Source organism: Vibrio sp. M60_M70, assembly GCF_037162085.1.
GTDB classification, from domain to species: Bacteria; Pseudomonadota; Gammaproteobacteria; order Enterobacterales; family Vibrionaceae; genus Vibrio; species Vibrio diabolicus.
On sequence record NZ_JARLUL010000001.1, the window covers coordinates 1631310 to 1650859 of the forward strand.

The 19550-nt window shown below is 45.3% G+C and carries 16 protein-coding genes and 1 pseudogene; 12 read left to right on the top strand and 5 right to left on the bottom strand.

What is annotated here, in order from left to right; genetic code table 11:
* Nucleotides 1–2 precede the first annotated feature (2 nt).
* The 6 genes from P4S59_RS07640 (at nt 3) to P4S59_RS07665 (ending at nt 6571) form a co-directional block, all read left to right on the top strand.
* A complete protein-coding gene (locus tag P4S59_RS07640; RefSeq protein WP_337168184.1) occupies nt 3–1826 on the top strand; it encodes a virulence-associated V antigen in 1824 nt (607 codons plus the stop codon).
* A 12-nt stretch (nt 1827–1838) separates the two neighbouring features.
* Nucleotides 1839–2324, top strand: coding sequence for a SycD/LcrH family type III secretion system chaperone VcrH (gene vcrH, locus P4S59_RS07645; protein WP_005377258.1), 486 nt, complete (start codon nt 1839–1841; stop codon nt 2322–2324).
* A 7-nt stretch (nt 2325–2331) separates the two neighbouring features.
* Nucleotides 2332–3531: a type III secretion system translocon subunit VopB gene (gene vopB, locus P4S59_RS07650; RefSeq protein WP_337168185.1), complete on the top strand. Its 1200-nt coding sequence runs from the start codon at nt 2332–2334 to the stop codon at nt 3529–3531.
* A 10-nt stretch (nt 3532–3541) separates the two neighbouring features.
* The gene (gene vopD / locus P4S59_RS07655) at nt 3542–4546 is read left to right on the top strand and encodes a type III secretion system translocon subunit VopD (protein WP_337168186.1); all 1005 of its coding nucleotides are present in this window, start codon (nt 3542–3544) and stop codon (nt 4544–4546) included.
* Between the two features lie 401 nt (nt 4547–4947).
* Entirely contained in the window at nt 4948–5313 is a 366-nt protein-coding gene (locus P4S59_RS07660) for a hypothetical protein (protein ID WP_301612307.1), read from the top strand.
* 286 nt (nt 5314–5599) lie between these two features.
* The gene (locus tag P4S59_RS07665; protein ID WP_006741544.1) at nt 5600–6571 is read left to right on the top strand and encodes a TAXI family TRAP transporter solute-binding subunit; all 972 of its coding nucleotides are present in this window, start codon (nt 5600–5602) and stop codon (nt 6569–6571) included.
* Nucleotides 6572–6876: 305 nt separating this feature from the next.
* Here the strand turns inward: P4S59_RS07665 and P4S59_RS07670 are convergent, their stop codons facing one another.
* The 5 genes from P4S59_RS07670 to P4S59_RS07690 all read right to left on the bottom strand — a co-directional run bounded on the left by P4S59_RS07670 (nt 6877) and on the right by P4S59_RS07690 (nt 11773).
* Nucleotides 6877–7647 carry a sulfite exporter TauE/SafE family protein gene (locus tag P4S59_RS07670; RefSeq protein WP_005395076.1) on the bottom strand — a complete coding sequence of 257 codons (771 nt, stop codon included), beginning with the start codon at nt 7645–7647 and terminating at the stop codon, nt 6877–6879.
* Nucleotides 7648–7728: 81 nt separating this feature from the next.
* On the bottom strand, nt 7729–8244 hold the full coding sequence (locus P4S59_RS07675; RefSeq protein WP_337168187.1) for an adenylate kinase: 516 nt from the start codon (nt 8242–8244) through the stop codon (nt 7729–7731).
* 277 nt (nt 8245–8521) lie between these two features.
* On the bottom strand, nt 8522–10048 hold the full coding sequence (locus tag P4S59_RS07680; RefSeq protein ID WP_048626439.1) for a tripartite tricarboxylate transporter permease: 1527 nt from the start codon (nt 10046–10048) through the stop codon (nt 8522–8524).
* A gap of 19 nt (nt 10049–10067) precedes the next feature.
* Entirely contained in the window at nt 10068–10562 is a 495-nt protein-coding gene (locus P4S59_RS07685; RefSeq protein WP_012841781.1) for a tripartite tricarboxylate transporter TctB family protein, read from the bottom strand.
* Nucleotides 10563–10801: 239 nt separating this feature from the next.
* Nucleotides 10802–11773: a tripartite tricarboxylate transporter substrate binding protein gene (locus P4S59_RS07690; protein ID WP_337168188.1), complete on the bottom strand. Its 972-nt coding sequence runs from the start codon at nt 11771–11773 to the stop codon at nt 10802–10804.
* A 259-nt stretch (nt 11774–12032) separates the two neighbouring features.
* Between P4S59_RS07690 and P4S59_RS07695 the strand changes: the two are divergent.
* The 6 genes and pseudogenes from P4S59_RS07695 (at nt 12033) to prpF (ending at nt 19545) form a co-directional block, all read left to right on the top strand.
* A pseudogene (locus P4S59_RS07695) lies at nt 12033–12430 on the top strand (GFA family protein).
* Between the two features lie 265 nt (nt 12431–12695).
* A complete protein-coding gene (locus P4S59_RS07700; RefSeq protein ID WP_337168189.1) occupies nt 12696–13409 on the top strand; it encodes a GntR family transcriptional regulator in 714 nt (237 codons plus the stop codon).
* A 12-nt stretch (nt 13410–13421) separates the two neighbouring features.
* Entirely contained in the window at nt 13422–14318 is an 897-nt protein-coding gene (prpB, locus tag P4S59_RS07705; RefSeq protein WP_337168190.1) for a methylisocitrate lyase, read from the top strand.
* Nucleotides 14319–14448: 130 nt separating this feature from the next.
* Nucleotides 14449–15591, top strand: a complete 1143-nt coding sequence (prpC, locus tag P4S59_RS07710; protein ID WP_012841784.1) for a bifunctional 2-methylcitrate synthase/citrate synthase — start codon at nt 14449–14451, stop codon at nt 15589–15591.
* Nucleotides 15592–15747: 156 nt separating this feature from the next.
* A complete protein-coding gene (acnD, locus tag P4S59_RS07715) occupies nt 15748–18339 on the top strand; it encodes a Fe/S-dependent 2-methylisocitrate dehydratase AcnD (RefSeq protein ID WP_337168191.1) in 2592 nt (863 codons plus the stop codon).
* Between the two features lie 9 nt (nt 18340–18348).
* On the top strand, nt 18349–19545 hold the full coding sequence (gene prpF, locus P4S59_RS07720; protein ID WP_257889362.1) for a 2-methylaconitate cis-trans isomerase PrpF: 1197 nt from the start codon (nt 18349–18351) through the stop codon (nt 19543–19545).
* The last annotated feature ends 5 nt before the right edge of the window (nt 19546–19550 follow it).

Genomic DNA, 19550 nt, shown 5'->3' on the forward strand with positions numbered 1-19550 from the left:
AAATGACGAATATGAAAACGACTGGCTCTACGACAGGAGCAACAGACACAGCTGCGAGTAGTGCACCATTACCCACTTTCCAACAAAACTTGATAGAGGCATTTACCCCTGTACTGGGTGAAGCAGAGACTCAGCAACTTGCCTCTCTAATCTCTTCATTGCCAACTATGTCGGGACAAACGGAATCACAAAGCATCGCGCTTTATGTTGATACACTTGAAAACCTAAAAGCGAAAAATAACGCGTTTGCTGGTATATCATTGACCGACACCGCATCTGTTTGGATAAAGTCGCTACAAAGTGCTAACTCAGATGGCGAATTAACCGCAGCCGAGTTAAATGTTCAAACAAACCAAGCGTTATCAAGTCAGTTTCAGGCTTGGCTTAGCAAGTCACTGACAGAAAACGTAGATAGCTCGTTATCTACTGAGTTTGTTAGTCAATTTAATTTGGGCACTCAGAGTAACCAAGCGGAGCAGATCGCCAACCTTTCCGAGACAGGTCTGACTAATGCCACCAAAGAAATTTCTCTTTTTGTTGCAGAGCTTGCTAATCAAATGGGCTCCCGTGAAGTGAGAGATGCTTCTATTTCTTTTCTTCGCAATGCCTTTAGTAGCTTAGGTTCCGTGAATCTCGCGCAACTTAAGAGCTCGGATTTCCTGTTGACTAAAGAGAGTTTCGCTCTTCAAGTCTCAGCTCAATTAAAAAGTAGTTTTCAAGGCATCGGTATTACTTTAAGCACCGATGACGCAAGTGCGCTAGCTAATCGAATCACTTGGACTCCTGGTATTTCTAAACAGCAGCTTAAAGAAGCGTTAGATGAAATGGCCGCTCAAGTGAAAGGCCAATATAGCGCAGCTTATGGTGAGGCGAGTGGAACGAACAATCTAAAAGCAGCACTTAATACTGTCATTGGTGGAACTGAGCCTTTGACACTTTCTAGTCTGTTCGCCAACTTCGCGGTGAGTTTAACAAATATAGAAATCGACGACTTTTACCAGGACAGCGCGATAGCCGATGTCCAAAAGACACAAATAACGGCAGCTCAAGTTAATTTGATCAAAGAAAACACCGAACGAGATATCCGATTACAGTTTGAAAAAATAGTAAAAGGTGAATCTACCGGGGCTTCATTTACTGAGCGATACGAGACATTGCGCAAGAACTTAGGGGCATTGAAAGAGCGTCTACTCAATATCACCGACAAAGAGAAAGCGGATCACGAGGTGAGAGCAGAGCACTCTCTAACGGCTCGTGATTTGCTGGCTGTCGTTGAGTCTAGCATTGGCGACCGCTTTGATGAGCAAGTGCTGTTTGCACTAAATGAGCGTCGTGTTAACCGTTTAGAGAAACGTAATGACCAGAAAGAGGCATTAGAGGATCTCACAATACAGCTTAAAGTTTTTGGTGTTGTGCAATCAAAAATTCACTCTACGCAAAGTGTTGATGGGGTTTATAAACCGGGATATCCAGAAAGTAACTTCAAAGCGAGTGACTTTAACTACAGCAATCAAACGGATTTCGAAGCTTCACCTGAGTACAAGTATTTGACGGATAATAAGATAACAAACCATCGAGACTTCCTTCAAAAACAAGGTATTACTATCGGTGATGGTGCGTCGTACCAAGACGAAGAAAAGTCGAAAAAACTATCTAACTTTTCCAGTTCGGTCAGTGACAAATCCAAATTACTCAACGACGAAGTTCAAATCAAAACGACAGAGCTAAATGATACAAGCTCCCAATACAACTCGACCGTTGAAGCAATGAACAAGTTTGTTCAGAAGTACCACAGTATTTTACAAGAAATCCTACGAGCCATTTAAGGATAACCAACCATGACTAAAACAAACGCGACCGATCCATCCCAAATGCAAGCAGAAGAGCTGCTGTCTTTTCTGGAAGAGGGAGGCACGCTAAAAATGTTGCACGATGTGTCTCAGGACACCATCGAACATATTTATGCCGTAGGTTACAACTTTTTCCAATCGGGAAAGATTGAGCAAGCAGCGAAAGTATTTCAATTACTCAGCATGCTTGATCATTATCAGGCGCGATTTTTCATTGGCCTTGGCGCGGCTCGTCAGGAGTTGGGTGAGTATCTGCAGGCAATAGATGCCTACAGCTACGCAGCGCTAGTGGACGTAAATGATCCACGTCCACCTTTTCACTCTGCTGAATGTCACCTGAAACTGGAACAACTGACAGAAGCAGAGAGTGGGTTTTACAGCGCGAAGGAGATGTCTGCCGGAAAATCACAATATGCAGATTTGCATGAGCGTGCAGGCATCATGTTAGAAGCGGTGAGAAATAAAAAGGAGTAATTAGACTATGAGTTCTATTGCACTTGACCGCATCCAGACACAGGTTTATAGCCCTGAATCTGGCCAAGCCACGTTAGATAACGTGCAGAAAACGGCGTCTACAGCGACGCCTTCTGTGACGGTAGAAAACGTGAAGAGTAAAGATGCAGATGTACTGAACACCGGAAAAGTAAAAGTTCAGTTAGATGCACCTAACGCAGCTGTTAGCGACAAAGTGAATGATTTGACGCTAAAAGCCATGGCACAGCTGCAAAAGATCGTCGATACCATTGCAAAATCTCTCCATGCAGTTGCAGATCAAACAGGTTCGATTGCAGTCAAAATCATCGCAGGTTCTGCTGATGATTTTGAAGTAGAGCTTGCTGCTATCACGGATAAACTGAAAAGTGCTCAAAACGAGCTGAAAATTCAGGAAGTGAAGGTCGCAAAAGCTAAGCACGAAAAAGAGATGGTGGAAAACCAAGACAAAATCAAAGAATCGGAAGCCGCTGCAAAAGAAGCCCAAAAATCAGGCTTAGCAGCGAAGATCTTTGGTTGGATCAGTGCGGTGGTTTCTATTGTTGTTGGTGCCGTAATGGTGGCAACGGGTGTTGGTGCAGCAGCTGGTGCTCTTATGATCGCTGGTGGCGTCATGGGAGCAGTGAGCATGGCGCTGCAAGAGCCAGCCGTTCAAGATGCGCTAAAAGAAGCGGGCGTAAATGTCGATGTGCTAAACAAAGTCGTAATGGCATTAGAAATCGCAGTCGCGGTTATCGGAGCTGTTGTGACGTTTGGTGGTGCAGCAGCTGGCGGTATCGCGAAACTTGCAGCAAAAGGTGCTGGCAAGATAGCTCAAAAGGTCACAGAAATCGCTACGAAAGCCGCTGCAAACATGGCGAAAGTGGCGGATATGGGCACAAAAGCTGCGACAACAACAGCGAAAGCGATTCGTTACGGAGCAGAAACCGTCGATCTTGCCGTCAATGTGGGTAAAGGCGCAACGGACAGTGTCCATGCTGCTAACAATGCTCAAGTGACAGAGATTCAGGCAGATATCACGGACCTTCGCGCCAAAATGACCTTAAGCCAGGCCGTCATCGACAAGCTTAAAGAAGAAATTGGCAAGTTGATGAAAGATTTCCAAGAGCTGATGAGCGTCATCATGCAAATGATCCAAGCGAAAAGTGAAACCATGCAAACGGTGTTAAGCCGTCCTGCAACGGTATAAGGAGTTTATTATGCTAGATAAAGTAGGCGGAACGGGACGCGGCGAACTGTATGGTTTAGGCGACACTATTAAAACAACCAAAGCAGAAAAAACACCAGAAACAAAGCTTGAAGCGGGCTCTATTAAAAGCCATAGTGAATCAGGTGTTTCTGGTGCTGCACGCTACCAGTTAGAGGCTCCTAAAGCACCAGCAGTGAGCAATCAAGCTCAAGTTGTTGCAAACTTAATGAACGCTCTTGCACCGACGGTCAGTTCGCTAATGAGCACAACAATGAAAGCGCTTAACGGTGAAGAGGTGATCAAGTCACCATCAGATGCGGTATCACAATCGTTGACGCTACTAACATTGTTGTATCAAGTATCAAAGCTGAGCCGTGAGCAGCAAGTGCTACAACGTGAAATTGCTGTTGAAGCAAACGTCGCGAGTTTAGAAAGCCAAGCGGCAGAACTAAACAACTCGGCAAGTGCGATGATCGCGATGGCAGTCGTTTCGGGTGTATTAGCGGGTGCTACTGCAATTATTGGTGCCCTTGGTTCTTTCAAAGCAGGGAAAGAAATCAAGAATGAAATGGCGAGCAATAATGTACTGAAAACGCAAAAAGTTGGCTTCGATCAAGCAGAAGAGTTATTGAATAACAATAGCTTGTCTAAAACTCAGCAAGATCAGGTTAAGCGTGCGCACTCACTAGCGAAAGACAATATCGCAGACACGACAGCGCAGCTGACAAGTGGTGGCCGTAAGTTCGATAAGTTGATGAGCTCAAACCAAGCGAAGAACGCTATTCTTCAAGCTTTGGGCCAGATGGCAAACTCAGCATCGAATGTAGAGCAAACCAAAGCGCAAGCGCGCAGCAAAGATGATGAAGTACAAGCGACTCGCGCACAAGCAGCCAAACAGAAAGCCGATGAAAACATTGGTTTCCAAGAAGGTCTGTTGAAAGAGCTACGTGAATTGTTCCGTTCTATCTCAGATAGTCAGAACCAAGCGTGGCGAGCGTCAGTCCCAACGGTGTAACCGTCCATCTCATTAACTACAAAGCGTTGTTTATACAACGCTTTTTTTGTTTCAGTTATCTAAGCTAACAACTAGATATTGATACTTACTGAGGAATTGGTTTGTAACACAATATAACGTAGTTAAACATTTACTCTATCCCGCTTCCTTAGTAATCATCAATGATCTGATCATCATGCTAAAAGAGATTTATCTTGCATAGAAGTTGTTGTTTTTGTTGAACTCAGCTCAAAGTTATCACTCCATAGTGGCTTTGTTGCATAAAATTGAGTTAGAGTGTCATTATTACTCACAAAAAGTGTTTTTTGTAGTGGGAGTACTTAAAAGGAAAATATGGCGGTTCGACTGGTGAGTATTTGGGAACAGAATTATATAAAACTCAACTTAATAAGTAGTCGAAGATGGAAGATATCAGTTTAGCATCAGATTTAGTTATTTATCTGACTACGGTTGGAATTTTAGGTATATTCACTTGGGTTTTGTTTGTTATTTATTTGAAATCCAACTGGTTGAAGTATCTTGAAGATACTCTTGATAATGGAGTCCGATACTACACTCTGAATATATTCTTATCAGGTCAAGGTGTCCTACAATATGGCACTGTCTTTCTGAGCAAGTTTCATGCGAAACGGTATAAAATGCTAGAGAAGAGAGATAAAGTTCCAAAGCATATTAAACGATTATTTGCTCTCTCTTTCGTCTTGTTTATTTCAAGTGCCTCATGTCTTTTGTCTGGAGTTATAATTCATCATATTTATATAGAATAAAGGTTGTTTAACAAGATTATTGTAATTGACCTGATTGTTTCTATTTAATATATAACATCGAATGGATATGTCTGTCTAAAAATTTAATAAATTAAAAACTTTAAAAAGATTTAATTTTCTATGCGATATGGGTTGCGCTTATATAGAGTCTTGTACGATGGCAGAGTATGCTGATAAAAGTGGTGATTAGCTAAGCTAATCTGCAAGGATGAGAACTCAAACGTTATCAAATTGTTAACGGTTGCTATACTTAAACGGTCATCAACACAGGTAAAAAGGATGTTCAATGTTTAAGTTTAAGCAAATCGCACTTGCTGCTTCTTTAGCGGCACTCACAACAGGCTTTTCTGCGTCTGCGGAAGAAACGTTTGTCACGATTGGTACTGGTGGCGTAACCGGGGTTTATTATCCGACTGGTGGAGCAATTTGTCGCTTGGTTAACAAATCGCGAGAAGATCACGGTATCCGTTGTTCGGTAGAAAGTACTGGGGGATCGATTTATAACATCAACACTATTCGTGCTGGTGAATTGGATCTCGGTATCGCTCAATCAGACTGGCAGTATCATGCTTACAAAGGAACCAGTAAGTTTAAGGAAAGCGGGCCTTTTAAAGAACTACGCGCCGTATTCTCCGTTCATCCAGAACCGTTCACTGTCGTTGCACGTAAAGACGCGAACATCAAAACTTTTGATGATTTGAAAGGTAAGCGCGTCAACATTGGTAACCCTGGCTCAGGTCAACGAGGTACCATGGAAGTGTTAATGAGCCAGTATGGCTGGAGTAACGATGACTTTAAGCTTGTGTCTGAGTTAAAAGCAGCAGAGCAATCAAAAGCACTTTGTGATAACAAAATTGATGCGATGATTTATACCGTTGGTCACCCAAGTGGAGCGATTAAAGAAGCCACTACGTCGTGTGATAGTAATATCGTAACGGTAGCTGGACCTAATGTAGAAAAATTGGTTGCAGACAATAGCTTCTATCGTGTCGCAAATGTACCGGGTGGTATGTATCGTGGCACAGATAGTGATGTTCAAACCTTTGGTGTGGGCGCGACGTTCGTTTCTTCTACTGCGGTACCAGAAGATGTGGTTTATAACGTGGTTAAAGCGGTATTTGAAAACTTCGATGATTTCCGCCGTCTCCACCCAGCGTTTGCAAACTTGAAGAAAGAGGAAATGGTAAAAGACGGTTTATCTGCGCCTCTTCACCCAGGAGCGCTCAAATACTACAAAGAAGTAGGGCTGATTAAGTAAGCGTTACTTTCTCTTATTATTGATGTAAAACGCCATCTTTCTCGATCAATGCCACTCGTTTAACCGCGAGTGGCATATTTCTATTTCTCGTCATCCTGTACAGCGACGAAGGAGCGTGATACAGGATCTTCTATCCGAGCACTTTGTGATCAAAATTGTTTCATTAGCCGCTTAGTGTAGTGTTATTAGATTCCTAGTCACGCCAAGGCTCGCTGGAATGACACAAAAACATCGTTAAGCGATCAGCATTAATCTTTCGCGATGGCGTTTTTTGTTGGGGTGTTATCTACTTGTGCAAGCTTTGTTTAAGCATAAACATCAATGAAAAAGTAGATAGTGATCAGAATAGAAGAAAGAGCAACAAACCCTTTAACATGATTGGGATTAAGTTGACGAGATACACGAGCTGCAAGATAACCACCCACCAACGTACCGACCAAAACAACGCTACCTGTGCGCCAGTCAATGGAACCATTCGCAACAAAAATCACGATAGCAATGAGTGAAACACACGTAGATACCAGCAATTTCAAACCGTTCATTAAATTAATGTCTTGGTGACCCGCTACTACCAGATAACTCAGAACAATAACCCCTAAACCTGCGTTGAAAAAACCACCGTAAGCAGAGACACCAACAAGTAATAGACCCAAAGCGATTGCTCCGAGTATTCCTGCGTGTTTGTGCTCTTTCGCGACAGTTTTGATAAGCATTGTTAAACGAGAACCAGTCAAGAAAAGCACGGTGGCAAACAAGAGTAGCCAAGGAATGGCTTCCAAAAATAGCGATTCTGGTGTGTTGAGCAGCAGATATGCTCCGACAGCGCCACCTACTAAACTGAATGAGACTGTGAACAACAGTTCTTGCTTGTTCTTCATGATCTCTTCTCTGAAGCCAACGGCTCCGCTAATGTACCCTGCACATGAAGCATAAGTATTTGTTGCGTTGGCCATAATTGGAGGCACACCAACCGCCAATAGGGCCGGAAAAGTAATAAAGCTTCCGCCTCCCGCAATGGAGTTAATGATCCCACCAACTACGCCGGCAACGAATAAAAGCGCTAGTTCTAAAAGCATAAACAATCCTTGTTATGTTCTTTTTCATTGTTAGAGCTTTAGATGGCCCATCCCACATGCTCTAGTGTTCTGATATGAAGTTTACTTTACCCGCTCTAAAACAAAATTGTTCAGTTCTGTGACGTTTTTGATGACATGAACGGTTTTACTTTGAGAGTACCCTTCGAGACGAGACATGAAGTCATCATTCCAGAATGCAGGGCATTGCTGAAGAACTTTGTAGCTTTGTAATGTCCCTTTAAATACCGAACTGCCATCAGGCCACCCTTCGGGTTTAATAAATAGTCCTTTAAGGAGACGTTTCGTCACAAACCAATAGCTTACGGAGTATGGTAGATCAATATAAACGAGAGTATCGGCTGCATCTAAACGAGCATTAAAGGAGCTGATAGGCCCCAGACCATCTATAACCCAACGATCTGAGTGAAGTATATTGCTATGTGCCTCATCAAAAACGTTACGCTCAACGGGCTCACCGTTTGGTTTATAGACTATGGAATCTAATTGATGAAGAGGGAGATCGGTAGCAGACGCGATTGCTTTACTTATCGTCGATTTTCCGCTGCCGGGCTTACCAAAAACCGCTACTTTTTGCATGTGACCGCCTCCAAGAGAGTATTTCCCATACGGTAGAGACAGAAAACCCACCGCTATGGGTGGGTTCGATAAATACTGAGCGCATCAAAAATCCCACCATTCCTATGGAATGATGATAATTCGTTGGTTAAGTTGCGCTAAGTGTGTGTTCATGCAACTACTCTTATATATAGGCGATGACTTGTCAATATTATTTTGCTTAATAAGTGAACGATTTGATAGGAGAAAGAAAAGCCATCGCGATGGATGGCTTTATCTAGGTTGTAAGAGACAGTTATTACTGCTCAACGCTCACTGGTTGTGCTTTAAACTTTTGAATCAGCTTTACGATTAGTGGACTTGCCAGTACCAATACGGCCAAAACAGTAAAGGTAAGGGTAATAGGGCGCTCCCATAGGAAACTCAATTCGCCGTCTGAAATCATTAATGCGCGGCGTAAGTTCTCTTCCATTAATCCCCCAAGGATGAAACCTAGCAATAAAGGCGCAAGTGGGAAGTTAGCGAGTCGAAGTGCAATGGCAGCCATAGCGACAATCAGCATCACGAACACATCCATAGTATTAAAGGAGACCAAATAAACTCCGGTGATTGAGAAGAATAAAATCATCGGCAGAAGTACCGTTCTAGGAACCGCCAAAAGCTTTGAGATGTACGGAATCAACGGTAAGTTCAGGATCACGAGTACGATGTTGCCGAAGTACATGGAAATGATCACTGACCAGAACACATCTGGATGCTCAACAAACAGGCGAGGGCCCGGCTGAATACCGTAAGCGATCAGCGCGCCGAGCATTATTGCTGTTGTACCAGAACCTGGAATGCCAAGCGTTAGCAGTGGAACAAATGAACCACTAGACGCTGCGTTGTTCGCTGATTCTGGCGCGACTAAACCACGGATACTGCCTTTACCGAACTCTTCCTTTTTCTCTTTAGGTGCGAGGTTGCGCTCCATACCATAGCTTAAAAAAGCAGCAATGGTTGCTCCTGCGCCAGGAAGAACGCCAGTGAAGAAACCTAATATTGAAGAGCGAATTGAAACAGGCGCGACGTCTTTGATTTCTTCCTTCGTCACTTTCATTGAGCCAATGTTACTCAGCTTTTCCTGTTCTTCATCGCTGGTGTCTTTTGATGGTTTAAGAATGCCCATCAGCGTCTCACCCAGTGCGAATGTCGCCATTGCAAGCAACAAGAAGCTAAAGCCATCCATTAAATCCGTTAAACCGAAGGTAAAGCGTTCAACGCCTACGCCTTTATCGATTCCAACTGTAGATAGCATCAAACCAAGAATGGTCATCATCCACGCTTTGATTACCTGACCTTTCCCAGCAAAAGCTGCGACTGCTGATAACCCAAGTAGCATCAACGCAAAATAGTCCGACGATTGGAAGCTAAGTGAAACGCTAGCCAATGCTGGTGCTGCGACAAGCAACATAATGGCAGATAGCGTACCGCCAGTGAAAGACGAATAAGCTGCCAAAGCTAATGCTTTACCTGCTTGGCCTTTTTGAGCCATCGGGTAGCCGTCGAATGCTGTCACCACGGTTGAAGAACAACCCGGCGCGTTAATTAAAATCGACGATGTAGAACCACCAAATACCGCACCGTAATAAACACCCGCCATCAAAATAAGGCCAGAAGAGGGCTCTAGGCCATAAGTAATTGGGATCATCAAAGCAATGGCTGAGATCGGCCCAAGCCCAGGTAACATGCCGATAAATGTACCGACGAAACAACCAACGATCACCATCATGATGTTCATTGGCATTACTGCAGTGGATAAACCTTGTAGAATTCCATCTAACATAATTCAGTCCTTTCTTTGACTACCAGATGGTGAAAATCAAACCCGGTTCGAGATAGATGTCCAAACCTTGAGTGAGTAATAAATAGAACGCGATCACGAATGGAAACGACGCGCCGAACAGAACGGGTTTACGTCTTTCCCCCAGCAGATAAAAGCCAGCCAATAAAAAGAAGCCAGTAGCTATAACAAAGCCTAGGTAAGTCAGGCCTACGCCGTAAAGCGCCATCAAAACCAAGAAAGCGATCAGTAACTTCCAATTAAAGTTCAGCACCGCGCCACTTTGTTTATCTGGTTGTCCTGTTACCAGCAATAACAAAGAAAGGCCTGCACCAACGTAAGTCAGGATGGTTGGCAAAGTACGTGCGGTGAACGGTTCGTATTCATCACCAGGGAACAATGGAATTTGCGAGGTTTGATAACCGTAGCAAAGACAGAAGAGTAGAAAGATCATTGCGCCGACACGGTCACGACAGAGCAAATATTCTTTGGTGAAAAAGTTGGTTGAACGAGACATATTCAACTCCTAACAAAAATAAAAAAGACCGCATATGGACGTTAATGAATAAACTAAACCATTAACAATTAAGCATTTCGCTGCTAGTCGAGCTGCTTTGGGTATATAAACAAAGGAGTGTGCATGCCGATTGTCGACAATATCCATATACGGTGAAACTTAGAGTGCAAATACAGTTGGGGAAATACCAACCCCACGTTATTGGGTGAGGTTGGAATCTGAGGGACCCAGTTCGACTGTTACTTTAGGAAGCCTAACTCGCGCATTAAGTCACCCATTTGCTGCTCTTGCTCTTCAAGGAACGCGAAGAACGCTTTGTCCGCCTTGTAGTTGTCTATCCAACCATTGCGGTCACGGACGACTTGCCATTCGTCAGTGTTGTACATTTTGGTAAATGCTGCATTCCATTCATCCAGCTTTTCTTGGCTAGTACCTGGTGCAGCAAAGAATCCACGCCAGTTAGCGAAGACAGTTTCGTTACCATATTCTGTTAGCGTAGGGATGTTTGGTGCAGCTTCTAGGCGTTTTGGTGCAGTTACCGCTAGCACTTTGACTTGACCAGATTTAGATATCTCCAGTACTTCACCTAGGCCCGTAGAGAGCAGTTGAGTTTCGCCTGAAAGAAGGGCTGCCATGGCTTTACCACCCGCATCGTAAGCGATGTAGCGCACTTTACGCGCATCAAATCCTTCGCCTTTAAATGCGGCGGCAACGACGAGGTGGTCCATCGAGCCACGAGCAGAGCCACCCGCAATTTTCACTTCGCGAGGGTTAGATTCAAATGCTTTTACTACGTCTTCCCAAGAATTGTATGGCGAATCAACAGAGGCTACGATGGCGCCGTAATCCGCAATGGTGGCTGCAACGGGAGTGAGATCTCTAAAGGATTGAGGGAAAATACCTGTTAGAGAGCGAACGACGATCGGTGTTGAATTCACCATCAGCGTATCTTCTTGGCGATCTGCCGTTTCAATCAAGTGCGCAATGGCTTTACCGCCGCCGCCACCAGAAAGGTTTTGGAAAGATACCGTCTCAACGATGTCTGATTTAAGTAGCACATCACCTGTACCTCGTGCGGTCATGTCCCAGCCGCCACCGGCACCTCCAGGGATCAAGAAATGCATTTTTTCTACATCAGCAGCAAAAGCGTTAAATGAAAATGAAGCTGCGATGATCGATGCGGCGAGCGTTGGTTTGATTACCTTTAACATGTTCACGTTCCTTATGTTGGTGACTCTATTTTTTGATGAGTCTTATTTTTGTTTCAGCCTTTAACTCGAACTGGATGCTGATGTATCAAAGGTTAATCAAGTGTTAAATCGATGTCTTTAAAACGTCGATAAAGAGAATATTGAGCATAACGGGTATTTTGTTCATAAAGTTCACGCTGAAAAATTGGTTGCACATCACGCGTGCGTGCTAACAATTGCGTCATAATGGAATGACATCAAACGAATAAGGAAACAGAGAATGAAAGGGACATGTTTGTGCGGCGCTATTGAAGTGACCGCAGATGCTAAGAATGAAGTGAGTCTATGCCACTGCTCGATGTGTCGAAAATGGTCGAGTGGAGCACTCCATGCTGTGCATTGTGGTCCTAACGTAACGTTTAAGGGGCCGAGCCAAAGCGTTATCAATCGTCTGACTGGGCGGTGAGAGGTTTTTGTGGCGAATGCGGCACAAACCTTTTCTATCATTTGTTACCGACAGGCGAGTACATTCTCTCCGCTGGTTTGTTCGACAATCCAGATTTCAAACTCACATTAGAGATCTTTACCGATGAAAAGCCCGCGTATTATGACCTCAATCCCACCTCACAAAAGATGACATCGCAGCAAGTTTTTGAGCAATTTTTATCTAAAGAATAACTTTTTGTATCCTTAATTGTTCGACAGCTTAATTGTTTTTCTTTTATATCATGATGTTAAGAGGTGTTTAGTTGTCGACAATTTGCTTTTTCCTTCGCAATTACCCCTCAATTTAGCTCGTAATAGATGATTTTCATCGATTTAAATTACGACCTTAGTCTAAATTGTCGACAATTTACTTGATTGTCGACACTTTGATCGACTACTTTATATTCAGGTTAAGAAATTGTAGACATTTTGATGTCGGTAACGTGAGTATCTGAGTATGAACTCTGAGTTGAAAACTCGTTATAAAGTACTGGGTTCTGAGAAAGAACACACCAAGTCAGAAACACTGACAGAAACACTGATTGAAGTCATTGTGAATGGCGATGTTAAGCCTGGTCATAAAATCTCGGAGCCTGAACTGGCGAAGAAATATCAAGTCAGCCGTGGCCCTTTGCGTGAAGCATTAATGCGTTTAGAGGGGCTAGGGCTCATTGAGCGTATTCCTCATGTCGGGGCTAGAGTGACCACTTTTTCTCCAGAAAAGCTGATAGAACTCTATGCGGTTCGCGAAGCGCTAGAAGGTATGGCGGCAAGGTTAGCAGCGCGACATATTACGCAAGAAGAGCTCTTGAGCTTGGAAATGCTATTGTCGACACATTCTAAGCACATCGATCAAGTGGAGGGAGCCTCTTACTTCCATCAGCATGGAGATTTTGATTTTCACTATCGCATCATCCAAGCAAGCCGAAATAACAAGCTGATTTCTCTGCTGTGCGACGAGCTTTACCACTTGTTACGCATGTACCGCTATCAGTCACCGCGCGCGCAATCTCGTCCAAATGAAGCGCTGACTGAACACAAATTCATTCTGGAAGCCATTCGCAATCGCGATGAAGAGCTTGCAGAAATGCTGATGAGAAGACACATCTCAGGAAGTCGAAAGCTCATCCAATCGCAAATTATACATACAGAAAGTTTAGACAAAGACTAGAAGGAATTCGTCATGAGCTTAACACCGGGAGCGAAGTTCAGACTCGCCATTGAACAAAACAATCCGCTGCAAATTGTCGGCACCATTAACCCTTACTGCGCCATGATGGCGAAAAACTTGGGGCATCAAGCGATTTATTTGTCTGGCGGCGGTATTGCAAACGCGTCATACGGATTGCCGGATCTCGGTATTACAACATTGAACGACGTACTGGTCGATGTTGACCGCATCACTAACGCGTGTGATTTACCGCTATTGGTCGACATCGACACCGGTTTTGGAGGCGCATTTAATATTGCTCGCACGATCAAAGCAATGGAAAAGGCGGGTGCTGCTGCGGTTCATATGGAAGACCAAGTCGCACAGAAACGTTGTGGGCACCGTCCGAACAAAGCAATTGTGAGCCAGCAAGAGATGGTTGATCGCGTAAAAGCAGCGGTTGACGCACGCAATGATGAAAGCTTCGTGATTATGGCTCGTACAGACGCGCTAGCTGTTGAAGGCATGGACAGTGCAATTGAGCGTGCGATTGCGTGTGTGGAAGCTGGCGCAGACATGATCTTCCCAGAAGCGATGACCAAGCTGGATCAGTACCTTCAGTTCTCAAACGCACTTGAGCAAGCAACTGGAAAGCACGTTCCTATTCTGGCGAACATTACCGAGTTCGGCGCAACGCCACTGTATGGCTGCGACGAGCTTGCAAAAGCGAAAGTCGATATGGTGCTTTACCCGTTAAGTGCGTTCCGAGCCATGAACAAAGCCGCTGAAACGGTTTACAAGCATTTGCTAGAAGCGGGCAATCAGGAAGCTTTGGTTGATTCAATGCAAACACGCAAAGAGTTGTATCAGCACCTGAACTACCACGATTACGAAGACAAACTTGACCAGCTATTCTCTGAAGGAAAATAGCGGGAAAAGAAAAGATAGACGGAAGCCCAAGAAAAGATAATCGGAATTTATCTAATTTAATAACGTGAAATTCGTCTGGCTAAAAAACGCTCCAAAGAGGGCAAAGCCAGACAGAAAAGGAGTTCAAACAATGTCTCAAACTGCAGAAAAGAAAGCAGAGTTAGGTGGTGCAGGCCTACGCGGTCAAAGCGCTGGAAGCACAGCTTTATGTACTGTCGGAAAAACGGGGACCGGTCTGACTTATCGCGGTTACGATATTACTGACCTTGCCAATAATGCTCAATTTGAAGAAGTTGCACATCTTCTGTTACGCGGTCACTTACCAACTCAGAAAGAACTGGATGCGTACAAGACACATCTCTTAAACCTTCGCGGCTTACCAACTGAGCTTAAGCAAGCGTTAGAGCTTATTCCTGCTACTGCTCATCCAATGGATGTGATGCGCACTGGTTGTTCTGTGTTAGGAAACCTAGAGCAAGAAATGAGCTTCGATGAGCAATTACATTCGACGGAACGTATGCTAGCGCTTTTCCCAGCTATCATCTGTTACTGGTATCGTTTTAGTCACGATGGCGTTCGTATCGATACAGAAGATCAAACCGAAGACTGCATCGGCGGTTACTTCTTGCGATTGCTTACAGATAAAGAGCCATCAGCGCTACACAAGCAAGTGATGCACTGTTCCTTAATCCTTTACGCTGAGCATGAATTCAACGCATCAACTTTTGCAGCGCGTGTTTGTGCATCAACGTTGTCAGACATTCATTCTTGTATCACGGCAGCAATCGGTACGCTTCGCGGCCCACTTCATGGCGGCGCAAACGAAGCAGCGATGGAAATGATTGAAGATTGGCAAACGCCAGACGAGGCGGAAGCGAACATCATGAAAATGCTGGCCAACAAAGACAAGATCATGGGCTTTGGCCATGCCATCTATCGCGAAAGTGATCCTCGTAACGCGTTGATTAAGCGCTGGTCTAAAGAGCTGTCACAGCAAGTCGGTGATACACATCTATATGCTGTTTCTGAGCGTGTGGAATCAGTGATGAAGCGAGAGAAAGGTCTGTTCTGTAATGCGGACTTCTTCCATGCATCGGCTTACCACTTCATGGACATTCCAACCAAGCTGTTCACACCCATTTTTGTGATGAGTCGTTTAACGGGCTGGGCGGCACACGTTTATGAGCAACGTGCCAATAACCGCATCATTCGCCCAAGTGCTGATTACACGGGCCCAGACCATCAAGAATGGGTACCTATCGAGAATCGCTAGCGCGAAGGTCAATTAGGACACATACGCTTTGATTGACCACCTCCTTCCTTTGTACCTCTCTCTGACAGAGGAAGGAGCTCCTCTCATCACGATGTTTCTGGAGCAATGGAAAAACGTTGATGAAGGCAAGATGTACAGACTGAATGGAAGCAAACCATGAACACAAATATTAATACCCAATATCGTAAGCCGCTTCCGGGAACTCAACTGGATTACTTTGATGCACGCGAAGCCGTCAATGCCATTTCTCCTGGAGCCTATGAAAAACTCCCTTATACCTCCCGCGTGCTAGCCGAGCAACTGGTCCGTCGCTGTGAACCGAACACATTGACGGATAGCCTAAAACAGTTAATTGAACGTAAACGTGATCTTGATTTTCCTTGGTATCCAGCACGCGTTGTTTGTCATGACATTCTTGGTCAGACCGCTCTAGTCGATTTAGCGGGTCTGCGCGATGCCATTTCGGATCAGGGCGGCGACCCTGCAAAAGTGAACCCTGTGGTTGAGACTCAGCTGATCGTCGACCACTCTTTAGCGGTTGAGCATGCGGGCTTTGACCCTGACGCCTTCGACAAAAACCGCGCGATTGAAGAGCGCCGTAATGAAGACCGATTCCACTTTATCGAGTGGTGTAAAACAGCGTTTGAGAACGTAAGCGTGATTCCTGCGGGTAACGGCATCATGCACCAAATCAACTTGGAGAAAATGTCTCCTGTGGTGCAAGCGAAGCAGGGTATTGCCTACCCAGATACCTGTGTGGGTACGGACAGTCACACGCCGCACGTTGATGCATTGGGCGTTATCGCGATCGGTGTTGGTGGTCTGGAAGCTGAAACCGTAATGCTTGGCCGACCATCAATGATGCGTCTACCTGATATTGTTGGTGTAAAACTAACGGGTAAACGTCAACCAGGCATTACCGCAACGGATATTGTCCTCGCGATTACCGAGTTCTTACGTAATGAGCGTGTTGTTTCTTCATATCTTGAATTCTTTGGTGAAGGTGCACGCGATCTAACGATCGGAGACCGCGCAACCATTTCCAACATGACACCAGAATACGGCGCGACAGCTGGCATGTTTTATATTGATGAGCAGACCATCAATTACTTAAAACTAACTGGTCGAGATGAAGAGCAAGTTGCTCTAGTAGAAAAATACGCAAAACAAACTGGTCTTTGGGCAGACGATCTTGATACAGCGGTTTACGAGCGTGTACTGGAATTCGATTTATCATCAGTAAGTCGTAATATGGCCGGCCCGTCAAACCCTCACCGCCGTTTACCAACATCTGAGTTGGCGCAGCGTGGCATTTCTGGTGCGTGGGAAGAGAAAGAAGGCGAACTGCCAGATGGCGCAGTGATCATCGCTGCTATCACATCGTGTACTAATACCAGTAACCCAAGAAACGTCGTCGCTGCTGGCCTTGTCGCGAAGAAAGCCAATGAGCTCGGCCTTGTACGTAAACCTTGGGTGAAATCGTCTTTTGCTCCGGGTTCTAAGGTAGCGCGTCTTTACCTGGAAGAAGCGGGCTTATTACCAGAGTTAGAAAAGCTTGGCTTTGGTATCGTCGGTTACGCATGTACCACTTGTAACGGCATGAGTGGCGCGTTGGATCCAAAAATCCAGCAAGAGATCATTGATCGCGATTTATATGCGACAGCCGTTCTGTCTGGTAACCGCAACTTCGATGGCCGAATCCATCCTTACGCAAAACAAGCTTTCCTTGCATCACCACCATTGGTTGTCGCTTATGCGCTAGCGGGTACGATTCGTTTCGATATCGAACGCGATGCTCTGGGTACCGACCAAAACGGTAAACCTATTTACTTAAATGATTTGTGGCCAAGCGATGAAGAGATCGATGCAGTTGTCGGTACTCATGTTAAACCTGAGCAGTTTAAGCAAGTTTACATTCAGATGTTTAAGCTGGATGACGCAGAGAAAAGCTCTAGTCCGCTTTACGACTGGCGTCCGATGAGTACCTACATTCGCCGTCCACCTTACTGGGAAGGTGCGCTGGCGGGTGAAAGAACACTGTCTGGCATGCGTCCATTAGCGATTCTGGGCGACAACATCACGACTGACCACCTGTCACCATCCAACGCGATCATGGCGAGCAGTGCTGCGGGTGAATACTTAGCGAAAATGGGCGTTCCGGAAGAGGACTTCAACTCTTATGCGACTCACCGTGGCGATCACTTAACGGCGCAACGTGCGACCTTTGCTAACCCGAAACTATTTAACGAAATGGTGAAAGAGAACGGTGAAGTGGTTCAGGGTTCTCTGGCGCGAATCGAACCAGAAGGCCAGGTTGTACGCATGTGGGAAGCGATTGAAACCTACATGAATCGTAAACAGCCACTGATCGTGGTGGCTGGTGCGGATTACGGTCAAGGCTCATCTCGTGACTGGGCAGCAAAAGGTGTTCGATTGGCAGGCGTAGAAGCCATTGTTGCTGAAGGCTTTGAGCGTATTCACCGTACTAACTTGGTTGGCATGGGTGTACTACCACTGCAATTTAAGCCAGGCGTTAACCGCAATACGCTAGAGCTGGATGGTACTGAACTTTACGACGTAGTTGGCGAGATTAAACCGGGTGCGGATCTGGCCTTGGTTATCACGCGTAGCAACGGCGATAAAGTTGACGTTCCTGTTACCTGCCGCCTAGACACCGCTGACGAAGTTCACGTGTACAACGCAGGTGGTGTTTTGCAGCGTTTCGCGCAAGATTTCTTGGCGCAATAAGGAGTGGGTATGGAAAGCAAAACTCCGAATCAAATGAGCCAAATCAAAGTGCCGGCGACGTACATGCGTGGCGGCACGAGTAAAGGTGTCTTTTTCAACCTAGAGGATTTGCCTCAAGAAGCGCAAGTGGCTGGAGCCGCGCGTGACAAGCTGTTGTTGCGTGTTATCGGCAGCCCAGATCCGTACGCAAAGCAAATTGATGGCATGGGTGGTGCGACGTCAAGCACCAGTAAAACAGTAATTGTTTCTCGCAGTAGCCGAGCCGATCACGATGTTGACTACTTGTTTGGACAAGTGTCGATCGACAAACCATTCGTCGATTGGAGTGGTAACTGCGGCAACTTGTCTGCGGCAGTTGGTCCCTTCGCCATTCATGCTGGGCTGATTCCACAAGATCGCATTCCAGAAAATGGCATTGTGACGGTGCGTGTTTGGCAGGTGAACATCAGCAAAACCATCTTGATTCACGTTCCAATTGTTAATGGTTTCGTCCAAGAAACCGGCGAGTTTGAGCTTGATGGCGTGACGTTTCCAGCCGCTGAGATTCAAGTCGATTTCGTTGACCCTTCTGATGGCGAAGGCAGCATGTTCCCAACAGGCAACTTAGTCGATGATTTAGTGGTACCGGACGTAGGTACGTTTAACGCCACCTTTATAAATGCGGGCATTCCAACCATTTTTATTGATGCTGAATCGATTGGTTATCAGGGCACTGAGCTACAAGACGATATCAACAACGATGATGCCGCATTGGCGATGTTCGAATCTATCCGTGCATATGGCGCGTTAAAAATGGGCCTGATTTCTGATTTAGAAGAAGCTCAAACACGCCAGCACACACCGAAAATTGCGTTTGTTTCTAAACCGAAAAGTTACCTGTCTTCAAGTGGCAAAGCGGTCAATGATACAGACATAGATGTGTTGGTTCGTGCGTTGTCGATGGGCAAACTTCACCATGCAATGATGGGAACAGCAGCTGTTGCTATCGCTTCAGCGGCGTGTGTACCGGGTACGTTGGTTAACTTGGCTGCTGGTGGCGGTGAAAAAGAGTCAGTGACTTTTGGCCACCCCTCAGGAACGTTAAAAGTTGGAGCACAAGCGAAGCAAACTGAGCAGGGCTGGGTGGTGCAAAAAGCCATCATGAGCCGAAGTGCGAGAATACTAATGGAGGGATTTGTGCGTGTACCCTCTGATGTCTTTGAGTGAAAAGA